A 23,682-nucleotide genomic window follows, 5' to 3' on the forward strand; every position below is an offset into this window, starting at 1 on the left:
CATCAAAACTTATTGGTTGATACGTCATTATAGATAATTGTCTTGTGCTCTGTGGCGTGAATTGATATGTTTTTATATATAACTTTTCTTCTTCGATGCATTAAGGCGTATCAATATGAGCTATGTAACAGAGCAAATACTGCAAAGCCTTCGAGAGGCTCGGGTGCGTAAGGGGCTCAGCCAGAGAGAGTTAAGCGCGCGTTCGGGTGTACCGCAAAGCCATATTTCGAAAATCGAGTCTGGTGGTGTTGATTTACGAATGTCCAGTTTGATAGCACTTGCCCGTGTGCTCGACTTAGAGTTGTTTGTCGCGCCTAAAAAGTCTGTGCCAGCCATCAAGTCGATCATTCGAAGCAGCCAAGGTCTCAGCGATGAAGATGAGCAGATGTCGCCCGCATACCAGTTAGATGGAGATGACGATGACTAACAATGTCTCTACGCTCAACGTGTTGCTCTACGGTGAACCCATCGCAACCATCACCAACGTGGGTAATGATAGAACACTTTTTGCCTTTATGGATTCGTACATTAATGACGAATCACGGCCCGTGTTAGGGCTGGGTTTTAAAGATTCGCTAGGTGGCTTGCTGACTAACTTTAAGCCGACCCAAACCAAGTTAACTCCGTTTTTCTCTAACCTTTTGCCAGAAGAAACCATGCGTCATTACTTGGCAGAGCGTGCCGGAGTGAACCCCGCGCGGGAATTTTTTCTATTGTGGGTACTGGGACAGGATTTAGCAGGTGCGATCACGGTTGAGCCAGCGGATGGTGAAGCCTTACCACCTAATGTGCATCAAGACATAGAAGATGAAACGAAGACAGATGGGCCAATGCGTTTTTCATTGGCGGGAGTGCAATTGAAGTTTTCAGCTGTGCAGCAGGCAAATGGTGGTTTGACCATCCCAGCGACAGGTCAAGGTGGTTCATGGATAGTGAAATTGCCGTCGTCTCGATTTGAAGCCGTGCCAGAAAACGAATATTCCATGATGGAATTAGCTCGAATGGTGGGAATGGATGTGCCAGAGACTCAGCTACTCCCCATTGAGCAGATAGCGAATATTCCGAATGGGATTGGCAAATTTGGTGACAGCGCATTTGCGATCAAACGCTTTGACCGTGTTGATGGTCAAGCTGTGCACATTGAAGACTTTGCTCAAGTGTTTGGTGTCTACCCACAAGATAAATACCAAAAAGCCAGTATGCGTAATATTGCTCAGGTTATCGGCATCGAAGGTCAAGACAAGGACATTGCCGAATTTACCCGTCGATTGGTGTTCAATACACTCATTGGCAATGCGGATATGCATTTGAAGAATTGGTCTGTGATTTACAAAGACAAACGCACAGCATCGATTGCGCCTGCCTATGACTTTGTCTCGACCATTCCTTATATCCCCGATGATAGTGCGTCGCTGAAGGTGAGTCGTAGCAAGAAATTCAGTGATTTCACGCTGGATGAGCTGTCACACTTGGCGGCTAAAGCCATGCTGCCAGAAAAATTGGTGTTGGATACTGCCAAGCAAACCGTGGCAGGCTTCTACGAAATTTGGGCGAAAGAAAAAGCGCATTTACCGCTGACTAAATCGATGATCGAAGCTATCGAAACACACTTACGAAGTATACCGCTACGCTAAAATGGGAATCGACCCGTACATTAAAACCTTCAATTCCACGGTGCTTTGCGTTGTTCCTAAGACGATGGATTTCGACGAGAGTGTATTGGCGATCTAGCTGAATTTGAGGTCTAAGTTTTTTTATACTAAATTGGATAGATTAAGGCTTTTCATTGCTTTAACAAACTCTTCGAAATCACTAAGCCTATGCTCTACAACATGCTTTACTATTTCTAAGTTAAGGGTCTGATAGTCGTGAACCGCGATATTGCGAAGACCGACCATCTTTTGCAAGTTTAAGGCTAGTGGAGCAGGGATAAAGCCTGCTTTTTTAAGCAGTTCAAAGCTGTCGCGGCTACTCTGTGGGATGCCAGTCTGGTGTTGTTTGTTGAGTATATTGGCGGCATCAATGCTGGCTTCGCACGCGCGCTGTAGATTCAGAATGATCGAATCTTGGCTGGTGTAGTCGGTGTCGAAGTTTTCTTTTGCTAAAGCGTAAACGTCACGAATACGAACTAGGCAGCGATCAATGGTGGCTAGCTTATTAAGAATCGAGTCGTTCATTGTAAATAGTCCTGCAATATGCCTGCTCGCTCTTCGTTCAAGTGTTGATACATAGACATGATTTGCATTTCAAACTTAGCTTGTTCGTTTTCACTTCCAAAAAGTAGCTCGCCATTCATGATAACTTGGTTTTGTAAGACGGTTGAAGCTGCTAGTAAATCTATCAAATCGACATCTTGATTGAGCTCGATAGCGAGTGTTTCTTGGAGGTCAAAGCGTGCTACTGAGTCCATTTTTTTATCCAGTAGCACGGCAATATCAATATCACTGGAAGCCGTAGCACTACCATCAGCTTGAGAACCAAACAAGTAAATCAATCTAGCCCTTGGCATCAGGCGTTTTACGGCTTGAATTAGCTTGTTTCTATCGAGCATAGTGCCACCTTACGGTTTTAGATTATTCAATATTCTGGATCTGTTCTCTCATTTGTTCAATCAGAACTTTCAATTCTACGGCGCTTTGGGTGGTTTCTACCACAATGGATTTCGACGATAGGGTGTTGGCTTCGCGGTTGAGTTCTTGCATTAAGAAGTCGAGGCGGCGGCCAATGGGGCCTTTTTGTTGTAGTTGACGGCGGACTTCTTTGGTATGAGTCGCTAGGCGATCTAGCTCTTCAGCCACGTCGGCTTTTTGTGCCAGTAGGACGATTTCCGCTTCGACGCGCATGGGGTCGAGGTCGACTTTGGCGGCTTCCAGTTTGTCGAGCAGGTTTTGTTTTTGCGCGGCGATGATGGTGGGCAGTTTGGCTTGTACTTCGACCACGATGGCATCGATGGCGTCTAGGCGCTGTTCAATGATGTCTTTTAGCTGTGCCCCTTCGCGTAGTCGTACTTGTATAAGTTCGTCGACAGACTGATTAAAGAGTTCGACGACGGCTTTTTTCATCATCTCAAAATCATTACCTTCGTCACTGAGAATGCCTGGCCATTTTAAAATATCGAGTGGGTTCGCTGTGTCTAAATCTTTGAACCAAGTGCCGAGTGTGTTGATGGCGTTTGCCAAGGCTTGGGCGTTGCTTGGGTTAATGGTGAGGCTGGTGGCGGCTTTGTCTACACCTTGGAAGCGCAGTTGGCACTCCAGTTTGCCACGGTTTATCTTTTTGCGCAGTGTGTCGCGAAACGTAAACTCAAGCTCACGGAAGTTGTCGGGCAAACGAAAGCTGGGTTCTAAGTAGCGTTGATTGACGGAGCGTATTTCCCAGCTGATGCTGCCCCAGTCGAATACGGCTTCTTGGCGGGAGAAGGCGGTCATGCTTGCGGTCATGTTATTACCTAATGTCTAAAATACATGGAAAGAGGATGTTAAAAAACAAAGGCGTCAGTGTAACCTATCGCTAAGAGTTTCGCAGGGAGGGGGCGCAATTTTATCTAAGATCGTTATAATTGCGGCTTTATGATGGTTAATAGACAGAGAGAGCAAGTATGCGTCCAAGCGGAAGAGAAGCAGATCAATTACGTCCCCTTAAAATCACACGTAATTTTACTAAGCATGCCGAAGGCTCGGTGCTGATCGAATGTGGCGACACGAAAGTTATTTGTACGGCGACTGTGGTTCCTGGTGTGCCGCGCTTCTTGAAAGGTAAGGGTCAAGGTTGGATCACAGCTGAATATGGCATGTTGCCACGCTCTACCCATAGCCGTATGGACCGTGAAGCGGCACGCGGTAAGCAAGGTGGCCGTACGGTGGAGATTCAGCGTTTGATTGGTCGTTCTTTGCGCGCGGCGGTGGATCTTAAAAAATTGGGTGAGAATACCATCACGATTGACTGTGATGTGATTCAAGCCGACGGCGGTACACGTACAGCGTCTATCACGGGTGGTTTTGTGGCGTTGGCGGATGCGATGCGTGTGTTGGTTGAGAGTAAAAAAGTTAAAGAGAACCCAATCGTGTCGCAAATAGCCGCGATTTCAGTGGGGGTTTACAAAGGCGTCCCTGTATTGGATTTGGATTACCCAGAAGATTCTAATGCCGAAACGGATATGAACGTCATCATGAACGACAAAGGTGGCTTCATTGAGATCCAAGGCACAGCGGAAGGCGAAGCCTTCAGCGATGAACACATGATGGGCATGTTGGCGGTGGCGCGTAAAGGCATCGCACAAATCATGGAAGCACAGCGTGCGGCGTTGTTTGATAAATAAGGGCAGATAACCCCGTATCGATGAATAATGTGTGACCTGCTTTCTGTTTTCTAAAATCCAGCTTCGGCTGGATTTTTTTTGCCTCTCTCATGAGCTCTTTCTGCCTTCGTTTTTGCTTTTTGTGAATAAACTGCGCACGGACTATGGATACTGCTTGAGTGACACAGCGTTATAGGGGATATTTGAACAAAATTAGGGTGATTTTTGATCAAAACGGCTGGATAGGAGGGGGCTTGAGAGGCATTTCTTGGAGTCTGATCTATAGCATATGCGTTTTTTTTGCAGTATTTTCGTGGCGCAGCCATGCAGAAGAGATTGTGTTGCACACCATTCATTTGCCGCCACGTATTATCGACGCTTCTATTTTACCACCGTCTGCTAATTTCCCTGACGCTGGCGCGGTTTATGGTTCGGATGTTGATATATTGCGAGCCGCTTATGCAACGCAAGGTGTCTCTGTTCGTATTGAATTGCGGCCATGGAAGCGCGTGATGCGTGACGTTGAGGAAGGACTGGTATTGGGCGCTGTGTCTTGCCGCCAGGTGCCTGTGCGAGAGAGTTTTGCTTATTTCTCATTGCCGCTTAGTGAGTCGATGAGTGCATTCGTTACTCGCCTAGGGTATCTGAATGTTGAAAATACCAACCTAGATATACTGACACGGTTCGATGTGGCGGCGGTGAATGGTTGGTCTCAAACCAATATATTAAATGATGCGAATATTCCTTATGCCTCTGTTACGGGGCTGGAGCAGGGCATTAATCTGATCTTGCGGCGTAATCAAGATATTTTCATGACAGAGCGTGACAGCGCCCTTTTTGAAGCCCAGCAAATGGGCGTTGCGGATAGGTTGAGTTTTTACGATGTGACAGGGCTTGAGGTAGATCATTATAGGGTGTGTTTTAGTAAGCGTTATCCTGACGCGGAGAAATGGCGTGATATATTAAATGAAGGTTTGAAAGAGCTGGATCGCAGCGGTAAGAGGGAAGAAATTTTTAAGCAATACGGGCTATTTTTTGCGCCTTAAGTTCGCGCTATAAACAGTGAGGGATTATGTTAGCTTTGCGTAAACGTCTTTCTTATCAGCAAGCCAAGTGGGCATTGGTGCTTTTGTTGTTATTGAGCTTGTTGATGAGTACTTTTCAGGTATTTATTGATTGGCAGGATGAAAAAGCCACTATTCAAAAGCAGGTTATGTCGACGTTGTATATTGTCGAAAATGCGGCTACAGAAGCCGCTTATTCGTTGGATGAAACGCTGGCGAAAAAAGTGCTGACGGGCTTAATGCGCTCAAATAGCTTTCATACGGCACGATTAGAAGACGATTTGGGCTATGAGTTAGCCAGTATGTATCGCCCATTAGAACCCTTATCCTTGCGCTGGTTATCTGAACGGATTGTCAGTGATTTGCCGCAGCACTTCCGTTTACCGCTAAATCGTAATAACCATTTAGAAGTGGGAACCATTATTGTCACTATAGACAGTGGCACTGTGACTAATGGTTTTATTCGCCGCAGTTTTCGTTTGATCGGTACATCGTTGTTGTCGGCCATGTTGCTTGGTGCGGCGATGTTCATGTTGTTTTATGTTCAGATCTCTCATCCTTTGTCGCGCCTAATTGGGCAGCTTAGTCTTTTGGAAAAAGCGGAAAACGATCCAGCCCAATTGCAATTCAAACAAACCTCGCGGGAAGATGAGTTGGGTATTTTGGCGCGCACTATCACGGCGCTTTGGCATAAGCGAAAAAAGGTTGAAAGTGAATTAGCCAAAAGAGAAGCGTATTTTAAAGCGGTTTTACATCAGTCCAGTGAGTGTATGCTGCTGACAAATTTGAAGGGCGAAATACTCGATTGTAACCATGAAACCTGTCGTTTGTTGATGTATGACGCACCTAAATTGCTTACGCTAAACATTCAAGACATAGACCCAGAACAGACTCCTAGCTTATTACAAGACTGGATGAAAAGTGCCCAAGGCGATCCTAAGATATTTGAAACGCAATATCGTCGGAGTAACGGTGAGAGCTTTCCTGTTGAAGTTTGTGCAAACATCATTTATTTAGACAATGAGGCGCGCTTTTTGGCGTCTTTTCGTGACATTACACAGCGTAAAAAGGATCAAGAGCAGGTCAAGTTTTTGGCGTATTACGACGCTTTGACCAGTTTGCCTAATCGACGTTTTTTAAATCAGCATTTGGACAAGGTGATAACCGAGGCGCGCAATACGGGGCAAGTGGGTGGTTTGGTGTTTATCGACTTAGACCGTTTTAAAAATGTGAATGATTCCATGGGGCACCATGTGGGCGATGCGCTGTTGATTGAAGCCGCTAAACGTATTGTGTCTTGTTTATCTGAGTCGGATATTGCGGTGCGAATTGGTGGTGATGAGTTTGTTCTCTTGCTGCCAGTGTTAGCCAATGATCATGATGAGGCGCAGCACAGGGCAACGATTCTGGCTGAAGTATTGCTGGCGCAGTTGTCTAAAGTATTTCGTTTAGAGCAGACAGATTTGTTCATTTCAGCGAGTATTGGCATCAGTTTGTTTCCCTTTGGCGAGGCCAGTGACTCGCAGATTCTTCGACAAGCAGATACCGCTATGTATGAAGCGAAGAAAAAGGGCCGCAATGGTTTTCGTTTTTACCGTCAAGAAATGCTCCAGCAAATTACGGATCTTGCTATATTAGAAAAAGCCTTACATGGCGCCATTCATGACAATGAGTTCTATTTAGTCTATCAGCCTCAAGTGAATAATTATGGTGTACTGATTGGTTATGAAGCCTTGTTACGTTGGTTCAATCCTGAGCTTGGCTTTGTATCGCCGGCGCGTTTTATTCCTGTGGCAGAAGAAATCGGTTTGATCTACGAAATTGGGGACTGGGTGCTAGAAAACGCCTGTCGACAATTGCGAATCTGGCAAGATATGGGGCTTCCACCGTCATTTGAAGGCGTGGCGGTGAATATTAGTCCTTATCAATTTGCACAGGAAGGCTTTGTAAATTCTGTGGAAAAAGTGATGGAGAGTACACAGATTGACCCAAGCTTGTTGGATCTGGAAATAACAGAGGGCATGCTGGTGGAAAACATTGCCTCGGTGGCGGAAAAAATGTGGCGCTTGAAAGAGCACGGCATTCGCTTTTCGATTGATGATTTTGGAACAGGCTATTCTTCTTTGCGTTATTTGCAGCACTTTCCTATCAATCAACTGAAAATAGATCAAACCTTTGTGCGTGATTTATCAAGTGATCCTAATAGTCATGTTATTACCAATACTATTGTGTCTATGGCTGAACATATGAATTTATCGGTCTTAGCTGAAGGTGTTGAAAGCACATTTGAGAAAGCTATTTTAGAAAATATAGGCTGTACGCGTTATCAGGGGTATTACTTTTCGAAACCTGTCAAAGCCGATCTTGCTACCTTATTCTTAAAAGATAACGAGGTGTTTCCCTTCGAGCGCCAAGACGCTTAGTCGCGGCATTTTTGGCGCTAAATGTTAGTCATTGTGCGCGTTTTTGCGCCTTACAAGTTGCGTGTACTCTGCGATGATCTATCCACAATAAAAATAAGGAGAAACGCGGTGAAGAAACTGATTGGTGTTGGCGTATTAAGCGTGGTGTTGAGCTCTGGTGTGCAAGCCTTGAGTTTAGAGGGAACATGGTTGCTGCAAGACGCGGATAATACGCAAGCAAAACTGGATGAAGCGGTGGAAAACGTGGCACAGGAAATGAATTTTTTCATTCGTGCCTTAGCGCGGCCTGTATTACAAAAACAGACGCAGGTGTGTCAGCAATGGGTATTGGGTTGGCAAACCGAGCGGTTTCTGTGGCAGTGTGATGCAGCCGAAGCTGATGTCATCCCGCTTAGCGCCAAAGGCGAGGTGGTTAAAAAGGATGAGGAAGGTGTCGAGATATCAGGTACCTACCAGCAAACCAACGATGCGGTGATTCTTGTGCTTGAATCTGAGCGTGGTAAGCGAACGAACACTTGGCAGCAAGTCAGTGACAACGAGCTATTATTTACGGTCAAATTGGAATCTGAGAAATTACCAACGCCTTTGACTTGGTCTTTGTCATATCGAAAACAGTAGATTGAGCAGGACTAATAAGAAAACCCCAATAGGCTACTGTCTATTGGGGCTTTTTAGTCACCTAAGTGAGGTGACTAAATCATTGCAATTAACGTTTCACCGCACCTGTTGGAGCAAATTTTGCACCGTCCAATGGTGAGTTCTTTTGGATGTATTCTACTAATACGTCGGCATCCACATAACCTGAGTTGACGTAGTTTGGATGATCGGAAATTTTAGGGTAACCGTCACCACCTGAAGCCGTGTAGTTGTTTACAGCAACGCGATAGGTCTTGTTCATGTCCAGTGCTTTGCCAGCCACCATGATGTTGGTGGCTTTGCCGTCTTTTAGTGTCAACGAAACACCGTCAAATTGCGCAAAGGCCCCAGTGCCTGCTTGTTTTGCGGCAGCAGCAGAAAGGTAATCTGTTAGCTCAGTGGCGCTGAAGTCGACATAAGACACCATGTTACCAAAAGGTTGTACCTTCAATACGCTCTTGTAAGTAACAATGCCTTTTTCTAGATTATCGCGAATACCGCCAGAGTTCATGATGCCAATGTCCGCATTCACTTTCTGTTTCATAGCCAATGCAATCAGATTGCCTAAATTGGTTTCTTGGTTACGAACTTGGTCTCGGTCACCAACAAAGTCAGCGCTTGAGAAGCCAACTTCAACATTCAATCCTTGCTGACCTTTTTCTTGGAAAGGCGTTAGCATCGCCAGCATGGTTGGGTCTTGAGGAATTTCTTCTTCAATGAAAACACGCTCAGATTTGCCATCTGCTGTGGTGACTTTTTTCTTCAAGTTTACTGGGATCAGCTCGTATTCAGACCATACAATGGCACCGTTTTTATAGACAAAATCTAAACGGCCAACGTATTTACCCCATTCATGTGCTTGTAGAATAAGGGTGCCATTTTGTTCGTCTGGCTGGGTCAGAGGGTTTTGTGAATGACCACCGACAATGACATCAATGCCTGGTACTGTGCGAGCTAAAGTGACATCACCTGGTGCGTTGCCACCGTAGTTGCCGTCTTGGTAGTGTCCCATGTGAGTCACTGCAATGACGAGATCTGCTTTTTTACGCAGCTCAGGAATCAGGGTTTTGGCAACGCTAATTGGCGATTCAATTTTGATGCCTTCAAGGAACTCTGGGTTGCCCAGTTTCACCGTATCGTCTGTGGTGAAGCCCACAACCGCAATTTTTAGATCGTCAACTTGGAAAATTTTATAGGCGTCAAACAAAGGTTTGCCTGTCTTCGCATCTAAAATATTCGCTGAAAGGAAAGGGAAACCGGCCCATTCTTGTTGTTTTTTAAGAACGGAAAGCGGATTATCAAACTCGTGGTTGCCCAACGCCATGGCATCGTATTTCAACATCTTCATACCGCGGAAGTCTGGCTCTGCGTCTTGCAGATCCGACTCTGGCACACCCGTATTAATGTCGCCACCCGAAAGTAATAAAGAATTGCCGTTGTCCAGTGCCACTTCTTCGCGGATATTATCGACCAAGGTTTTACGAGCGGCCATGCCGTATTCGCCATTACTGTTTTGCCAGAAACGTCCATGATGGTCATTGGTATGCAATATGGTGACTTTGTATTCTTTGTCTTCTTGCCAGTCGGGTTTTTGCGGTCCCATCATAGAGCAGGCTGTCAAAGACAGAGCGACGCCAGTTACCGCAATATGCGTGATAAAACGCTGGTTTAATTTCATGGTTTGGTTCCTTTACATGATATTAGTCGATATTACTTTGAGTCGAGATAATCAAATGCCACTTAGCACGTCGCTTTTTTGATTACAGTTTTTAAAATGTATCTCATATTTATGACAAGTTCGAGAGACTGTGCAGTAATTTTGACCATTTGTGCAATAACAGGGGGTTTTAGGCAAAAAAAAGCCTGTGGTTAGGAGATAGACTCCGCCACAGGCTTGCTTAACGGCAAATAGTTACATCAATCTATGTTTAGGCATCAAGGCGTTTGCCCGATTCCTTATCAAATACCACGGCTTTTGATGTATCGAACATCATTTTGATAATGGATCCTGCAGCAGCAGGGTACATTGGGTTGGAACGACAGTTGATTTCGGCATTATTAACACGAGTCAGAATCATGGTGTCGGCGCCCATCGGTTCTGTCACTTCCACTTCTACATCCGTGGTGGTCACAAAAGGTTGGCCTTCTTTGTGTGGTTGAGGCTCGGTAATCATTTCAGGGCGTAGGCCAAGTAAGATGGTTTTACCCACATGATCTTTTAGTGACTCTGGTTTGGGAAATGGTAGAGCAACCGTGGTGCTGGTGGCCAACTCCAACATTGGCGTGCCATTTTGTTCGATTACTTTTGCCGGAATGAAGTTCATCGCTGGTGACCCCATGAATCCCGCCACGAATAAATTCGCAGGGTTATCGTAGATTTCTTGTGGTGTGCCAAGCTGTTGAACTTGTCCATCTTTCATGACGGCGATGCGATCGGCCAAGGTCATGGCTTCGATCTGATCGTGTGTTACATAAACGATGGTGGTGCCAAGCTTTTTATGCAGCTTCTTGATCTCCGTACGCATCTCTACACGCAATTTAGCGTCTAGGTTAGACAATGGCTCATCAAACAAGTAAAGCTGAGGGCGACGCGCTAAGGCACGCCCCATGGCGACACGCTGACGTTGACCACCAGACAATTGCGCTGGTTTACGGTCAAGTAGGTGACTAATTTGCAACAGTTCTGCTACGCGTTGAACTTCAACGTCACGCTCTGCTTTTGGGACTTTGCGCATTTCCAAACCGAAAGAGATGTTTTGTTCTACGGTCATGTTGGGGTACAAAGCATAGGACTGAAACACCATCGCAATATCACGATCTTTTGGGCTGGTGTAAGTCACGTCTTTGTCGGCAATCAGGATGCGACCTTCTGTTACGTCCTCAAGGCCAGCAATCGAATTCATCAGTGTGGATTTACCACAACCAGAAGGCCCAACTAGAATGAGGAATTCACCGGTTTTGATGGAAATATTGATGCCTTTCAAAATCTCTGTGTTGCCGTAGCGCTTTTTAACATTATCAATGACGAGGTTTGCCATGTTATTACTCCAAATTTTGTCTAATCACTGGTGCGGTGTTCGGTGGAAGGCACGAGTGCATTTTTATTTTCTGGTCCGTTTAAACCGCGATTAGCCTTTTACTGCTCCAGCGGTTAAGCCACGGACGAAGTATTTTCCGGCGAACACGTAAACCGCCAGTGTCGGTAGCGCCGCGATAATGGCAGCAGCCATATCCACGTTATACTCTTTACCGCCGAAGCTGGTGTTGACTAAGTTGTTCAAGGCAACAGTGACTGGTTGCGTATCAAAACCAGAGAAGGCCACGCCAAATAAGAAGTCATTCCAAATTTGTGTAAACTGCCAAATGACCGTTACGACGATAATAGGCGTCGAAACTGGCAAAATGATGCGATAGAAAATGGTAAAGAAACCAGCACCATCTAAACGCGCCGCTTTGACCAATTCACTTGGAATGGACTGGTAGAAGTTACGGAAGAACAGCGTCGTAAACGCCACCCCATATACGACGTGAACAAATACTAAGCCGGACGCTGTATTGGCGATGCCTAACCAGCCGAGAGTTTGCGCCATTGGCAACAAAATCACTTGGAAGGGGATAAAACAACCCACCAACATAGCAGCAAAGAACAAGTCACTGCCACGGAATTTCCATAAAGAAATAACATAGCCGTTAATGGCGCCGACTAAAGTAGAAATCGCTACCGCAGGCAACACAATCTGAAACGAGTTCATAAAGTATGGCGAAATCCCACCACAGCTACTGCCCGTACAAGCGCTTGACCACGCTTTTGCCCAAGAATCAAAATTCAATGCCGCTGGCAGGGAAAGTAGGTTACCGGTACGGATTTCTTCAACGTCTTTTAAAGACGTAATCAACATGACGATAAAAGGGATAAGGTAAAACGCCGCAGCCACTAATAACACTGTGTATAGGGCAACGCGTAAGGCTTTATCCACGCCTGAGGTTTTGCGACCGATAGCGTTATTACTCATGGCGTTTACCTCGCAATTCAGAGTACAAATAAGGAACCAAAATGGCCAATACGCAACCCAACATCACCATGGCAGAAGCCGAGCCTAAGCCGATTTGGCTTCGTGTAAAGGTATAGGTATACATGAAGTTAGCCGGTAAATCAGACGCGTAACCCGGGCCACCATTAGTCAACGCGGCCACCAAGTCGAAGCTCTTAATCGCGATGTGCGACAGAACCACCAAGGCACTGAAGAACACAGGCTTTAATGAAGGCAAAATAATACGGCGATAGGTTGTGAATGTGCTGGCACCGTCAAGATGAGCGGCTTTAATAAGGTCGCCATCAACACCACGAAGGCCAGCTAAAAACAACGCCATGACGAAGCCGGATGCTTGCCATACTGCCGCAATGACCAAACAGTAAACCACCATATCGGGGTTAATCAGCCAGTCGAACTTGAAGTTGACGAAACCAAAATCAACCATCATTTTTTCTAGACCGTTGGTTGGGTTAAGCAACCATTTCCACGCGGTACCAGTAACAATGAAGGAAATCGCCATCGGATAAAGGTAAATAGTACGGATTGCGCCTTCGGCACGAATTTTTTGGTCCAAGAAGATGGCGAGTGTCACGCCAAGGAACAAACAAATAAAAATAAACAAACCACCGAAGATGCCAAGGTTGGTTAGGGCTACCATCCAGCGGTCGTTATTGAAAAGACGCTCGTATTGTTCGAAGCCGACAAAATTGTACGACGGCAACATACGAGAGCCTGTAAAAGACAGTACGGCTGTCCAAATCATATAGCCGTAGATGCACACCAAGGTAACCAGTACCGTTGGGGCCATGACGATTTTCGGCATCCAATCGGCCAAACTTAGGCGTGCAGGACGTCCTGACTGAGTCTGCCCTGACCCAGAATTGGCGGCTTTAGTGTTCATAGTTGATGCTTCACTATTTGGAGATATTAAGAAGAGGTTGGCCAGAAGACCAACCTCGTATGCTTACTGCAAACTAGGTGCTTGCAGGGGTAGATCTTACATACTGGCTTTAACAGCGCGAGCTAGCTTGTCTACGGCTTCTTTAGAAGTCATCGCTTCGTCATTGAAGAAGTTAGTCACTACGTCAAAGATAGCGCCTTGCACCATTGAGTTCACAGCCATGCCGTGAGCCATACTTGGTACTAGGTTGCCTGTTGTAGAGCTGGCTAGGAACGCATCCATAGAAGCGTGTGCACAAGTGTCAAACTTCTCGCGAGGCATATTCAAGCGAACTGGAATAGAGCCTTTGTTCAAGTTAAATGTTTCTTGGAACTTAGGTTCAAGAATCAAACGAGCAAGGTCTTTTTGCGCTGCTTGTTTGTCTTTACCGTCTACTGTAAACATGGCTAGAGAGTCGATGTTGAAAGTAAACGCACCGCTAGTGCCTGGTGCTGGGTAACAAACGTAATCGATGCCTGCTTTTTTGCCAGCAGCAGTAAATTCGCCTTTCGCCCAGTCGCCCATGATTTGCATCGCTGCTTCACCATTGATAACCATGGATGTTGCAACGTTCCAATCACGGCCAGAGAAACCTGGGTCAACGAATTCACGCATTTGCTTGAAAGTGTCAAACACGTCAATCATGTCTTGGCTACGTAGAGTGGTGTCAGACAAACCGATGAACGCACTGTTATAGAAGCGAGCGCCTTTAGACAAAGCAATGGCTTCGAATAACGTGGCGTCTTGCCAGTTTTGGCCGCCATGAGCAAGTGGTGTGAAACCCGCTGCTTTGATTTTTTTCGCTTCTACAATGAATTGTTCCCATGTTGTTGGGATAGACGCACCTGATTTACGGAATACTTCAGGGTTCGCCCACATCCAGTTTACACGGTGAACGTTGACTGGTGCCGCTACGTAGTGGCCGTCGTATTTCATTGTGTTACTAACAACTTGAGGAAGGATGACATCCCACTCGCCCGCTTTAGCAACATCATCGAGATTGGTTAGGAAACCTAGGTCACCCCATTCTTGAATGGTTGGGCCTTTGATTTGAGCCGCGGAAGGAGGATTGCCAGAAATAGCACGAGATTTTAGAACGGTCATAGCAGATTCACCACCACCACCGGCGACTGCGAAGTCTTTCCAAGTGTGGCCAGCGCCTACCATTTCTTCTTTAAGTACATTGATCGCAGCGGCTTCGCCACCTGATGTCCACCAATGTAGAACTTCTACTTCACCAGCCTGAGCGGTTGCGGCAGCTAGAGAAAGTGCAACTGTGGTTAAACCGAAAGCAATTTTTTTCATGATAGTAACCTTTGTTATTGTTATGTCGTCCAATCAAATACAGAAACTGTTTTGATGTTGCGTTATTTTCTATATCGACGTCGCCGTCTGATCAGTCAGTGTAAGCGCACGTTCGAGTTATAGAATTTAGCAAAGGATATGACAAGAGAGGGTAAAATAGAGCAACCTATTGTAACAAAGTCTTGCAAGGGGATTGTTTATTTGATCATTTCTTGCTTTTTAAATGACGATTTATTGCATTTTACCCTGAACAAAAACGCTTGTTATGTTTTCAATACTCAGTGTCTTGGCAACCAGAGTTTGGCTTCTAAGCCTTGTTCTATATGGTTACTTAGGGTGACTTCACCACCGTGAGCGCGGGCAATATTACGGGCAATACTGAGGCCCAGCCCCATGCCACCGGGGTGACCGGAATGATCGGGTGTCAGACGAGTGTAGGGCTGAAAAACCTTATCCATTTTATCAATCGGGATGCCAGGCCCCTGATCACAGATACGAATACAGACCTCGTCTTCATCGTCTTCGATAAAAACCGTGGCGGTTTTGCCATAATACAAGGCATTGTCGACCAAGTTGCCCAGACAACGTTTAATCGCCAGTGGTTTGCCAATAAAAGGGTGTTTTAACTCACCAACGACGGTGAGTTTTGTGTCGTGTAAATTGGCCGTAGACTGCATGTCCTTGAGCATTCTTGAAATGTTTACTTCGATGCGATTTTCATGAATATCTGTCTCTTTTACGCTCTGTAGCGCGCCTTTTACCAGCATATCCAAATCTTCAAGATCTCGAATCATTGCGTCGCGTATGTCATCTTCATCGAGCATTTCAGCGCGAAGCCGTAGGCGAGTAATGGGGGTTTTTAGATCATGGGAAATGGAGGCAAAGAGCCGTTCCCTGTCATTGAGGTAGCGCTGAATACGCCTTTGCATGTCGTTGAAGGCTTTGGCTGTATTGCGCACTTCGATACTGCCCACTTCCTTGATGGGTTTCCAGTCACCTTGACCAAAACGTTCTGCGGCTCTTGCCAAGGTAGCAAGGGGGCGCGTTACTCGTCGAAGCACAACAATGCTAAGCAATAATACCGTAATGACTGACATGGCCATGGAAAATAGGCGATCTTCGCTTAACGCAGAAGCACCATCTAAAAAATACGGGTCGGGCATTAAGCTGGCGAGATACAACCAATCTTTATCGTTAATGGGAATTTGAATCACAATAATGGGCGGCGTTAGCGGTTTGACCAATAAGCTGTGATGTCCCCAGCGCTCAGGTAAGTCCACTAGGCGTGTGTGATTGTTAATAACGTGTAAATCACTTGGGCTGGAGAAGGCAATTTTGGCGTTATGAATACCTAATTGTCTTATTAATGTGCCCTGTACTTCATTTTTGACAATGTCTTTGAGCGGCGAGTCGGGAATATTATTGATGCGAATTTCTTCTTTGTTGAGTGTAACGAAGAAGCGTGTTCCCCCCATGTCTTGTAATTGATCGATGACAATGTGGCGATAGTTTGTCGGTAAGGATTTGAAATAGCTGACGGTCGCCGCAATGCGAAAGGCCATGTGCTTGGACACTTCACGGACGTTTTCTTCTGTGTCAGACTCTAATTGACGTAGCCAAATGGTCGAGCTGATAAATTGGGCACTGGCCACACCCAGAGCCATGATGATTAAAATTTGCCCTGTCAGCGACTGTGACCAGCGTTTAATGCGCGAACTTTTGCTGGTGGAAGCGTTAGTCGCGGACATCGCTGATGGCTTCCACGCTGGCGGTTAAAATGTAGCCTTGACCACGAATGGTTTTAATTAATTGTGGTTGACGAGCGTCTTCACGCAGACGTTGGCGTAAACGACTGACATGGACATCGATAAACCTATCCAATGGCGCGCTGTCTCGACCTCGAGTGTTTTCGGCAATGATTTCACGAGTGAGTACGGCCCCTGGGTGGGTTAAGAACAACATCAATAAATTGTAGTCGGCACCAGATAATGACTCTTTTTCGTCTTTAAAGTGCAGTTCTCGTGAAAGGGTATCCAATGTAAATTGCGCGAACCGGTAAAAACGGTGAGCGACGGGGGCGATTTCCACCACCTCACTGTGCTCCATACGTCTTAAGATTGCTTTAATACGTGCCAGCAATTCTCGGGGATTAAAGGGTTTGGCAAGATAATCGTCGGCTCCGATTTCAAGACCGATAATACGATCCATTTCATCCGAATTTGCCGTCAGCATGATAACCGGTACTTGCGATTGAGTCCTGAGTGACCGACAAACAGCAAAGCCATCTTGGCCTGGTAGCATGATGTCTAAAATAACCAAATCGACTTCTTGCTCTGCTTTAAAATCCGCTAAAAAAGTTTCGCCTGAGTCAGCGGTTAACACCGTAAATTGGTGTTTTTCTAGGTAAGTTTTGAGCAGAGTGCGAATCTCATCGTCATCGTCTACAACATAGAGGCGTTTAGCTTTGGTCATTCTCTTGCTCAATGAAAGTTAATGTAAAAGTCTCTAAAGTAATGTTACTGGTTTAGAAAGCTAGTCTAGCAAGAAAGTGACAGTGAACCAATTGTCATCTGAACCTATGGTGGAGAGCGCTTTAAATAAATTAAATTGATTTAATGTTTTTCCCCCTGCATAATTTTTCGACTAATCTTTTTCCTATCTTCGATTCACAAAGAGAACAGAGCAATGACAACAAAAGTAATGGCGTTCGGTGAAGCCTTAATTGATTTTCTTTCTAATGGCGCCACGCAAGATGGCGAGCTTGAATCCTTTACCAAGTTTCCTGGCGGTGCGCCAGCAAACGTGGCCGTGGCGGTCGCCCGTTTAGGTGGCAACAGTCATTTTGTGGGTCAAGTAGGTGATGATGCATTTGGTCATTTCTTAAAATCGTCCTTGGATGGCTACGGTGTTAATACTGAAAATATGCTGATGACTAAGGAAGCCAAAACGGCACTGGCATTCGTCAGCCTAGATCAAACAGGCGAGCGTAGTTTTGAGTTTTACCGCAGCCCTTCTGCGGATATTTTGTTTAAAGAAACCGATTTTGAGGCTTCGTGGTTTGCCGAGAAGGGCGTTTTTCATACCTGTTCCAATACGTTAACGGATGCGGATATTACCAAAGCAACGCTCGCTGGAGTCAGCATGGCACGCGCGGCTCATTGGATTGTCAGTATTGACGTGAACCTGCGTATTAATTTGTGGCCAAACGGACAAGTGGATACCAAGCGTGTTATCGATTGGATGCAAAGTGGTGACGTGGTGAAAGCCAGTCTTGAGGAGCTTGCTGTTTTAGCGGCAGATCCGTTTGCTTTAATTGATGAGTCTTTGGCCGCTGGTGTCACTTTATTTGTGTTAACGGACGGTGCGAATCCGATTCGTTTTTACACAGCAGCCCATGGTGAAGCGACAGTTCTTACACCAAAAGTCGACGTAAAGGATACCACGGCAGCGGGTGATGCCTTCGTCGGTGGTCTACTTTATAAGCTGGCAGAACAGGGCGGTGATCGTGCTTCTCTGCGTACATTATCTGCGCAGGAATTGGTGGATATCGTGCGTTTTGCGGCGGCTTGTGGTGCGGATTCTGTGACGAAGTTAGGTGCTTACCCTTCTTTGCCGACGCTGAGTGAAGCGCAAGCACAATTAAGTCGTTTCTAACTGACACAAAGCAAATATTTGCTTGTGCTTTGGCCGCAAGTGGCTTTTAAGTTAAACGGTTAAGACAATATTTAGTGACTCTAATAGCGATAAAAAGCGTGGTGATACCGCGCTTTTTTTTATGCGAAAAATAAGTGCATAATGTGCAAATATACGATATGAAAGCGACATTTATTGTGTACTTTTTTGCCATTAACCTGCTGAATTTAGTGAAAAAACCTATTTTTGTTGTTTTTTCATACAACCCACATCGATGAAATAAGATTCGCATTTTGGTGAGAATCTACTAAATTTAAAAAATAATTAAGTCAATATTAAGGAGCCTAAGCCCTTGAAGGGCGTGATTTGTTTGTGAATAATCAAATTTCTTCTTAATCCTTATAGAAGACATGTTTACCTTGTTTCGACCTATGATAATAAAAACAAAGGCATGCTATGGGTTTCCCAAGCCAGCCTGTGAGGAGCAATGATGAAAAAATCTCTATTGTCTGTGGCGGTCGCCCTGACACTTTCCGCAAACGCTGTGCACGCAGCAGACCTTTTATTTGCACCAGGTGAAGACGCTCGTTTTAGTTGGAGCAGCTATGATGCTCTAAAATCCGTTAACTTGTCTGGTGAAACAGTTTCTGTCTTCGGTCCTTGGATGGGAGACGAGAAAACCAATTTCGAACGTGTAATTGCCTACTTTGAAAAAGCCACTGGTGCAAAAGTGAACTACGCCGGTTCAGATTCTTTTGAACAACAAATAGTGATCGATGCCCAAGCTGGTAGTGCCCCTAATATTTCTGTTTTTCCACAACCCGGTTTGGCAGCAGACTTAGCGGCAAAAGGGTTTATTAGCCCGCTTAGCGATACTGTCAAAAATGCCGTAGTAAAAGACTATGCGGCAGGCCAATCTTGGGTAGACCTGGCAACGTTTAAAGATCAAAAAGGGCAAGACGACTTTTACGGCGTTTTTTATCGCGCTGATTTGAAATCCTTGGTTTGGTACTCTCCTGATAACTTTGCCGATGCAGGTTATGACGTGCCTGAAACCATGGAAGACCTAAAAGCGCTAACTGAACAGATCGTTGCTGATGGCGGCACGCCTTGGTGTATTGGTCTGGGTTCTGGTGCCGCAACGGGTTGGCCTGCAACGGATTGGGTAGAAGACTTGCTACTTCGTACTCAGCCAGCGTCTGTCTATGACGGTTGGGTAACCAATGACATTAAATTTGACGATCCACGTATTGTGGGTGCGATTGAAGAGTTTGGTTGGTTTGCACGCAATGACAAGTTTGTTGATGGTGGTGCAGGTGCCGTATCGTCGACGGATTTCCGTGATAGCCCAAAGGGGTTATTCCAATCGCCTCCTAAGTGTTATTTGCATCGTCAAGCGTCGTTTATCCCAGCTTTCTTCCCTGAAGGCACTAAGCTTGGTTTAGACGCAGACTTTTTCTACTTCCCATCGTATGCGTCCAAAGATTTGGGTAACCCAGTCTTGGGAGCGGGTACTTTGATGAGTATCACCAATGATTCGAAAGGCGCGCGTGCTTTTATTGATTTCATTCGCTCACCGATTGCTCATGAGTTGTGGATGGCTCAAACCGGTTTCTTATCGGCACATCTAGGTGCGAACCCTGAGTTGTATTCAAGCGAAGCCGCGAAGAAGCAAGGCGAAATTTTACGCTATGCTACCACTTTCCGCTTTGATGGATCTGACTTGATGCCTGGTAAAATCGGAGCGGGTTCGTTCTGGACTGGCATGGTGGATTACACCGGTGGCAAAGACGCAAAAGAAGTCGCTCGTGACATTCAAAAAACATGGGATGCATTGAAGTAATACTTTTTAGAACCCCTAAGCCAGTGTGGGCTTAGGGGTTTTTGTTCTTTGCTGCCAAATAAATATGAGTAACTTAATACGTTATCTCATGCGCTGTACGTATTTTTGGAGATTCTATGGCCCAGCTCGCTTCCGCGTTAGTGACCATGATTTTGGGTGTATTGGGATGTGCTGTCTATTTTTATGGCTCCAACATTCTTTTAGACAAAATTTTCCCGACGAAAAATCGCCCTGCACAACAAGTCGCTAGTAATCTACGCATTGCTAACAGTATTCGTCCTTGGTTGTTTCTCGGCCCTGCCGTGTTATTACTGACGTTTTATCTTTTTTATCCTGTGATCGATTCCATCCGCTTGTCTTTTTTTGACCGTAGCGGAGAAGAATTTGTCGGTCTGTCTAATTACGTATGGCTGTTTGGCAGCGATGAGTTTTTTGAATCCTTCCGTAACAATATGCTTTGGCTGATCGTTGTGCCGACGGCGGCGACTTTTTTTGGTTTGATTATTGCGACCATGACAGATCGTATCTGGTGGGGCAATATTGCCAAAAGTCTTATCTTTATGCCGATGGCGATTTCCTTTATTGGCGCCTCGGTAATTTGGAAGTTTATTTACGACTTCCGCAGTGGTGGCGATGCGCAAATCGGCTTGTTAAACGCTGTTGTGGTGTTTTTTGGTGGAGAACCGCAGAACTGGATCACCATCCCTTTCTGGAATAATTTCTTTTTGATGATCATTTTGGTCTGGATCCAAACGGGTTTTGCCATGGTGATTTTATCGGCTGCGTTGCGTGGCATTCCCGATGAAACCATTGAAGCGGCGGTGCTCGACGGGGCAAATGGTTTGCAAATTTTCTTTAAAATCATGGTGCCGCAAATTTGGGGAACCATTGCGGTGGTATGGACGACCATCACCATACTCGTACTGAAAGTCTTTGATATTGTATTGGCGATGACGAACGGTCAATGGGATACGCAAGTATTAGCCAATCAGATGTTTGATTGGATGTTCCGTGGTGGCGGTGATTTTGGCCGCGGTGCGGTGGTGGCGATTGTTATTATGGTGTTGGTGATTCCAATTATGGTGTGGAATATTAAGCGTGCAAACGCAGAAATGGAGGGACGTTAATATGATTGCATCCTCTAAACGGTCTCCATTGACTTATTTGGTTCATGCCACAGTATTGTTTTTAGTGGTGATTTGGACCATTCCGACGGCAGGTTTGTTTATTTCCTCTATTCGGGACAAGGATCAGCTGTCTGTATCTGGCTGGTGGACAGCGTTGTCAACGTCAGAACAGCTGATTATTGCTCGGGCGAATGACCCTAAGACTCAGGTTCAAGAAGGGGATTTGTTCGTTATTCGCGGTAATTTGTTAGATGGGTCTTCTGGTGACGTCACTAAATTTGGCTCCAGCTCGTTGGAACCGGAAGCGTTTGACGCAGGCGCGGTTGCAGATCTTAGAAAAGGCCAAACATTACAGGTAATGGAGAACGGAGACTATGCGTTTTCTTCTCCAACACCATGGGAAGGGCGCAGTCAGCGGATTTTTTATACAGCAGAAATCCCACCTCGCTTTACTTTGGATAATTACCGCGAAGTGTTGAGTACGGAAGGGCTAGGTAAGTCTTTTTTGAATTCTTTGACGGTGACCATACCGGCGACCATTATCCCTATTTTGGTGGCTGCCTTCGCGGCGTACGCGTTGGCGTGGATGCGTTTTCCTGGTCGAGCTTTATTGGTTGCGGCAGTGGTTGGCTTGTTGGTTGTGCCGCTACAAATGTCCTTGATTCCATTGTTAAAAAGCTACAACCTGATTGGTGAGTTTTTTGGTGTGGGTTCAAAAACTTACGTGGGCATATGGCTGGCCCATACAGGCTTTGGTTTGCCTTTGGCGATTTATTTATTGCGCAACTACATTGCGGGATTACCGGGCGAAATTATTGAGTCAGCGCGTGTAGACGGTGCCTCAGATTTTGATATTTTCCGTAAAATCATATTGCCTTTGTCTTTCCCTGCTTTGGCGTCATTTGCCATTTTCCAATTCCTTTGGGTATGGAATGACTTGTTGATAGCCATGGTATTTCTTGGCAACAATGAAGAACATTTGGTGCTAACGGGACAGCTGCGTGAGCTATTGGGTTCTCGTGGTGGTAACTGGGAAATTCTGACAGCGTCCGCCTTTATTACCATCATTGTTCCTTTGTGTGTCTTCTTTAGTTTGCAGCGTTACTTGGTACGCGGCCTGCTAGCAGGCTCTGTGAAATAACATTACCTATACCTATACGAGTGGGTTGAGCTGGCTCCCCACTTAAGGTCAGTATTTAGATTGAGGCAATTGAATCATGGCAGATGTAAAGTTAACCCATGTTAAAAAAATCTACTCAAACAAAGTAGAGGTTCTAAAAGACATTAATTTGGACATCAAGCAAGGCGAGTTTATTGTGTTTGTTGGTCCATCTGGCTGCGGCAAGTCTACTTTGCTACGGATGATCTCGGGACTGGAAGAAATTTCGTCTGGTACTTTGGAGATTGATGGTCAGGTGGTGAATGACATTCCACCTGCATTACGTGGTATTGCGATGGTGTTCCAGAGTTACGCTTTGTATCCGCATATGTCCGTATACGACAATATGGCGTTTAGTTTGCAAATTGCAAAGGTGAGCAAAGCCGATATTGATCAACAGGTACGCAAGGCAGCGGATATGTTACAGCTGACGCCGTATTTGGATCGTTTGCCTAAAGCTCTTTCTGGTGGTCAGCGTCAGCGTGTGGCGATTGGCCGTGCGATTGTGCGTCGTCCGAAGGTGTTTTTGTTTGATGAGCCTTTGTCTAACTTGGACGCGGCATTGCGTGTAGCGACTCGTATGGAGATTGCCAATTTAAAAGACAGCATGCCGGATTCGACGATGATTTATGTGACCCACGATCAGGTGGAAGCCATGACATTAGCGGATCGAATTGTTTTGTTATCCGCTGGCAACATTGAGCAAGTGGGTTCACCGTTGGAATTGTATGAGCACCCCGCCAACGTCTTTGTGGCGAAGTTTATTGGTTCGCCTGCGATGAATATCGTGCCTTGTCGAATTGAAAAAGCAGGTGAACAGACCCGTGTCGCTTTGTCTTCTTCGGTGACGGTCAATACGCCGATTAAAACCGACGCGGCAGAGCAGTCTAAGTCGGCTTTCTTTGGGATTCGTCCAGAAGATATGGTGGTGGTTGATACGCAAGAACAAGCTTTCTTGTCGGGTGACGTGTCATTTGTTGAGTCTTTAGGGGAAGCGACTTTGCTGTATGTCAAAGTACCTGGATGCGATGACATGATTATTGCCAAACAAGCAGGTACCTTAAAAACTCAGCGTGGTGATAAGGTTCATTTGTCTGCTTTACCTGAAAAAATGCATTTATTTGATGAAAACGAGCAGTCGTATACTCGTTAAGTCGTCCGTTATTTCTCATTGGGGCGTGCGAAGCATTGCCCCATATTTTATTTTTTTTGGAGAATCTG

The 23,682-nt window shown here is 45.6% G+C and carries 21 protein-coding genes; 11 read left to right on the top strand and 10 right to left on the bottom strand.

The window, feature by feature from the left end; translation table 11 throughout:
• Positions 1-115: 115 nt before the first annotated feature.
• Together DK187_RS03235 and DK187_RS03240 are read left to right on the top strand one after the other, a co-directional pair.
• Positions 116-427 carry a helix-turn-helix domain-containing protein gene (locus tag DK187_RS03235; protein ID WP_111605906.1) on the top strand — a complete coding sequence of 104 codons (312 nt, stop codon included), beginning with the start codon at positions 116-118 and terminating at the stop codon, positions 425-427.
• Complete coding sequence (locus DK187_RS03240) at positions 420-1,634, top strand: type II toxin-antitoxin system HipA family toxin (RefSeq protein WP_111605907.1); 1,215 nt, start codon at positions 420-422, stop codon at positions 1,632-1,634. Before DK187_RS03235 ends, DK187_RS03240 begins: the two co-directional genes overlap by 8 nt.
• A 120-nt stretch (positions 1,635-1,754) precedes the next feature.
• On the opposite strand, the gene hepT is transcribed toward DK187_RS03240, so the two are convergent.
• From hepT to DK187_RS03255, 3 genes are read right to left on the bottom strand one after another with little or no spacing between them, the layout of a single operon-like run.
• Positions 1,755-2,177: a type VII toxin-antitoxin system HepT family RNase toxin gene (gene hepT, locus DK187_RS03245; protein ID WP_111605908.1), complete on the bottom strand. Its 423-nt coding sequence runs from the start codon at positions 2,175-2,177 to the stop codon at positions 1,755-1,757.
• Positions 2,174-2,551: a type VII toxin-antitoxin system MntA family adenylyltransferase antitoxin gene (mntA, locus tag DK187_RS03250; RefSeq protein WP_111605909.1), complete on the bottom strand. Its 378-nt coding sequence runs from the start codon at positions 2,549-2,551 to the stop codon at positions 2,174-2,176. The genes hepT and mntA overlap by 4 nt, the downstream gene beginning before the upstream one ends.
• 22 nt (positions 2,552-2,573) lie before the next feature.
• On the bottom strand, positions 2,574-3,440 hold the full coding sequence (locus DK187_RS03255) for a YicC/YloC family endoribonuclease (RefSeq protein ID WP_111605910.1): 867 nt from the start codon (positions 3,438-3,440) through the stop codon (positions 2,574-2,576).
• A 158-nt stretch (positions 3,441-3,598) separates the two neighbouring features.
• Between DK187_RS03255 and rph the strand changes: the two genes are divergently transcribed.
• The 4 genes from rph (at position 3,599) to DK187_RS03275 (ending at position 8,402) form a co-directional block, all read left to right on the top strand.
• Positions 3,599-4,318, top strand: coding sequence for a ribonuclease PH (gene rph, locus DK187_RS03260; RefSeq protein ID WP_111605911.1), 720 nt, complete (start codon positions 3,599-3,601; stop codon positions 4,316-4,318).
• Positions 4,319-4,638: 320 nt separating this feature from the next.
• Complete coding sequence (locus tag DK187_RS03265) at positions 4,639-5,343, top strand: substrate-binding periplasmic protein (RefSeq protein ID WP_162623475.1); 705 nt, start codon at positions 4,639-4,641, stop codon at positions 5,341-5,343.
• A gap of 26 nt (positions 5,344-5,369) precedes the next feature.
• Positions 5,370-7,784, top strand: coding sequence for a sensor domain-containing protein (locus tag DK187_RS03270; RefSeq protein ID WP_111605913.1), 2,415 nt, complete (start codon positions 5,370-5,372; stop codon positions 7,782-7,784).
• A gap of 108 nt (positions 7,785-7,892) precedes the next feature.
• Positions 7,893-8,402, top strand: coding sequence for a hypothetical protein (locus DK187_RS03275; RefSeq protein WP_111605914.1), 510 nt, complete (start codon positions 7,893-7,895; stop codon positions 8,400-8,402).
• Positions 8,403-8,490: 88 nt separating this feature from the next.
• On the opposite strand, the gene ushA is transcribed toward DK187_RS03275, so the two are convergent.
• The 7 genes from ushA to DK187_RS03310 form a co-directional block, all read right to left on the bottom strand.
• Positions 8,491-10,098 (bottom strand): bifunctional UDP-sugar hydrolase/5'-nucleotidase UshA, encoded by a 1,608-nt coding sequence (ushA, locus tag DK187_RS03280; protein ID WP_111605915.1) that lies wholly within the window; start codon positions 10,096-10,098, stop codon positions 8,491-8,493.
• A gap of 250 nt (positions 10,099-10,348) precedes the next feature.
• A complete protein-coding gene (locus DK187_RS03285; protein WP_111605916.1) occupies positions 10,349-11,458 on the bottom strand; it encodes an ABC transporter ATP-binding protein in 1,110 nt (369 codons plus the stop codon).
• A 90-nt stretch (positions 11,459-11,548) separates the two neighbouring features.
• The gene (locus tag DK187_RS03290) at positions 11,549-12,433 is read right to left on the bottom strand and encodes a carbohydrate ABC transporter permease (RefSeq protein ID WP_111605917.1); all 885 of its coding nucleotides are present in this window, start codon (positions 12,431-12,433) and stop codon (positions 11,549-11,551) included.
• Entirely contained in the window at positions 12,426-13,355 is a 930-nt protein-coding gene (locus DK187_RS03295; RefSeq protein ID WP_111605918.1) for a carbohydrate ABC transporter permease, read from the bottom strand. Before DK187_RS03295 ends, DK187_RS03290 begins: the two co-directional genes overlap by 8 nt.
• Positions 13,356-13,451: 96 nt before the next feature.
• Positions 13,452-14,699, bottom strand: coding sequence for an ABC transporter substrate-binding protein (locus tag DK187_RS03300; RefSeq protein WP_111605919.1), 1,248 nt, complete (start codon positions 14,697-14,699; stop codon positions 13,452-13,454).
• 278 nt (positions 14,700-14,977) lie between these two features.
• Entirely contained in the window at positions 14,978-16,447 is a 1,470-nt protein-coding gene (locus DK187_RS03305) for an ATP-binding protein (protein WP_111605920.1), read from the bottom strand.
• The gene (locus DK187_RS03310; protein ID WP_111605921.1) at positions 16,434-17,171 is read right to left on the bottom strand and encodes a response regulator; all 738 of its coding nucleotides are present in this window, start codon (positions 17,169-17,171) and stop codon (positions 16,434-16,436) included. Before DK187_RS03310 ends, DK187_RS03305 begins: the two co-directional genes overlap by 14 nt.
• Positions 17,172-17,384: 213 nt before the next feature.
• Between DK187_RS03310 and DK187_RS03315 the strand changes: the two genes are divergently transcribed.
• The 5 genes from DK187_RS03315 (at position 17,385) to DK187_RS03335 (ending at position 23,614) form a co-directional block, all read left to right on the top strand.
• The gene (locus DK187_RS03315) at positions 17,385-18,353 is read left to right on the top strand and encodes a carbohydrate kinase family protein (RefSeq protein ID WP_111605922.1); all 969 of its coding nucleotides are present in this window, start codon (positions 17,385-17,387) and stop codon (positions 18,351-18,353) included.
• Between the two features lie 469 nt (positions 18,354-18,822).
• Positions 18,823-20,175, top strand: a complete 1,353-nt coding sequence (locus DK187_RS03320; protein ID WP_111605923.1) for an ABC transporter substrate-binding protein — start codon at positions 18,823-18,825, stop codon at positions 20,173-20,175.
• 116 nt (positions 20,176-20,291) lie between these two features.
• A complete protein-coding gene (locus DK187_RS03325; RefSeq protein WP_111605924.1) occupies positions 20,292-21,302 on the top strand; it encodes a carbohydrate ABC transporter permease in 1,011 nt (336 codons plus the stop codon).
• A 1-nt stretch (position 21,303) separates the two neighbouring features.
• Positions 21,304-22,443 carry a carbohydrate ABC transporter permease gene (locus tag DK187_RS03330; RefSeq protein WP_111605925.1) on the top strand — a complete coding sequence of 380 codons (1,140 nt, stop codon included), beginning with the start codon at positions 21,304-21,306 and terminating at the stop codon, positions 22,441-22,443.
• 76 nt (positions 22,444-22,519) lie between these two features.
• Positions 22,520-23,614 carry an ABC transporter ATP-binding protein gene (locus tag DK187_RS03335; RefSeq protein WP_111605926.1) on the top strand — a complete coding sequence of 365 codons (1,095 nt, stop codon included), beginning with the start codon at positions 22,520-22,522 and terminating at the stop codon, positions 23,612-23,614.
• The last annotated feature ends 68 nt before the right edge of the window (positions 23,615-23,682 follow it).

Source organism: Marinomonas arctica, from assembly GCF_003259225.1.
GTDB classification, from domain to species: domain Bacteria; phylum Pseudomonadota; class Gammaproteobacteria; order Pseudomonadales; family Marinomonadaceae; genus Marinomonas; species Marinomonas arctica.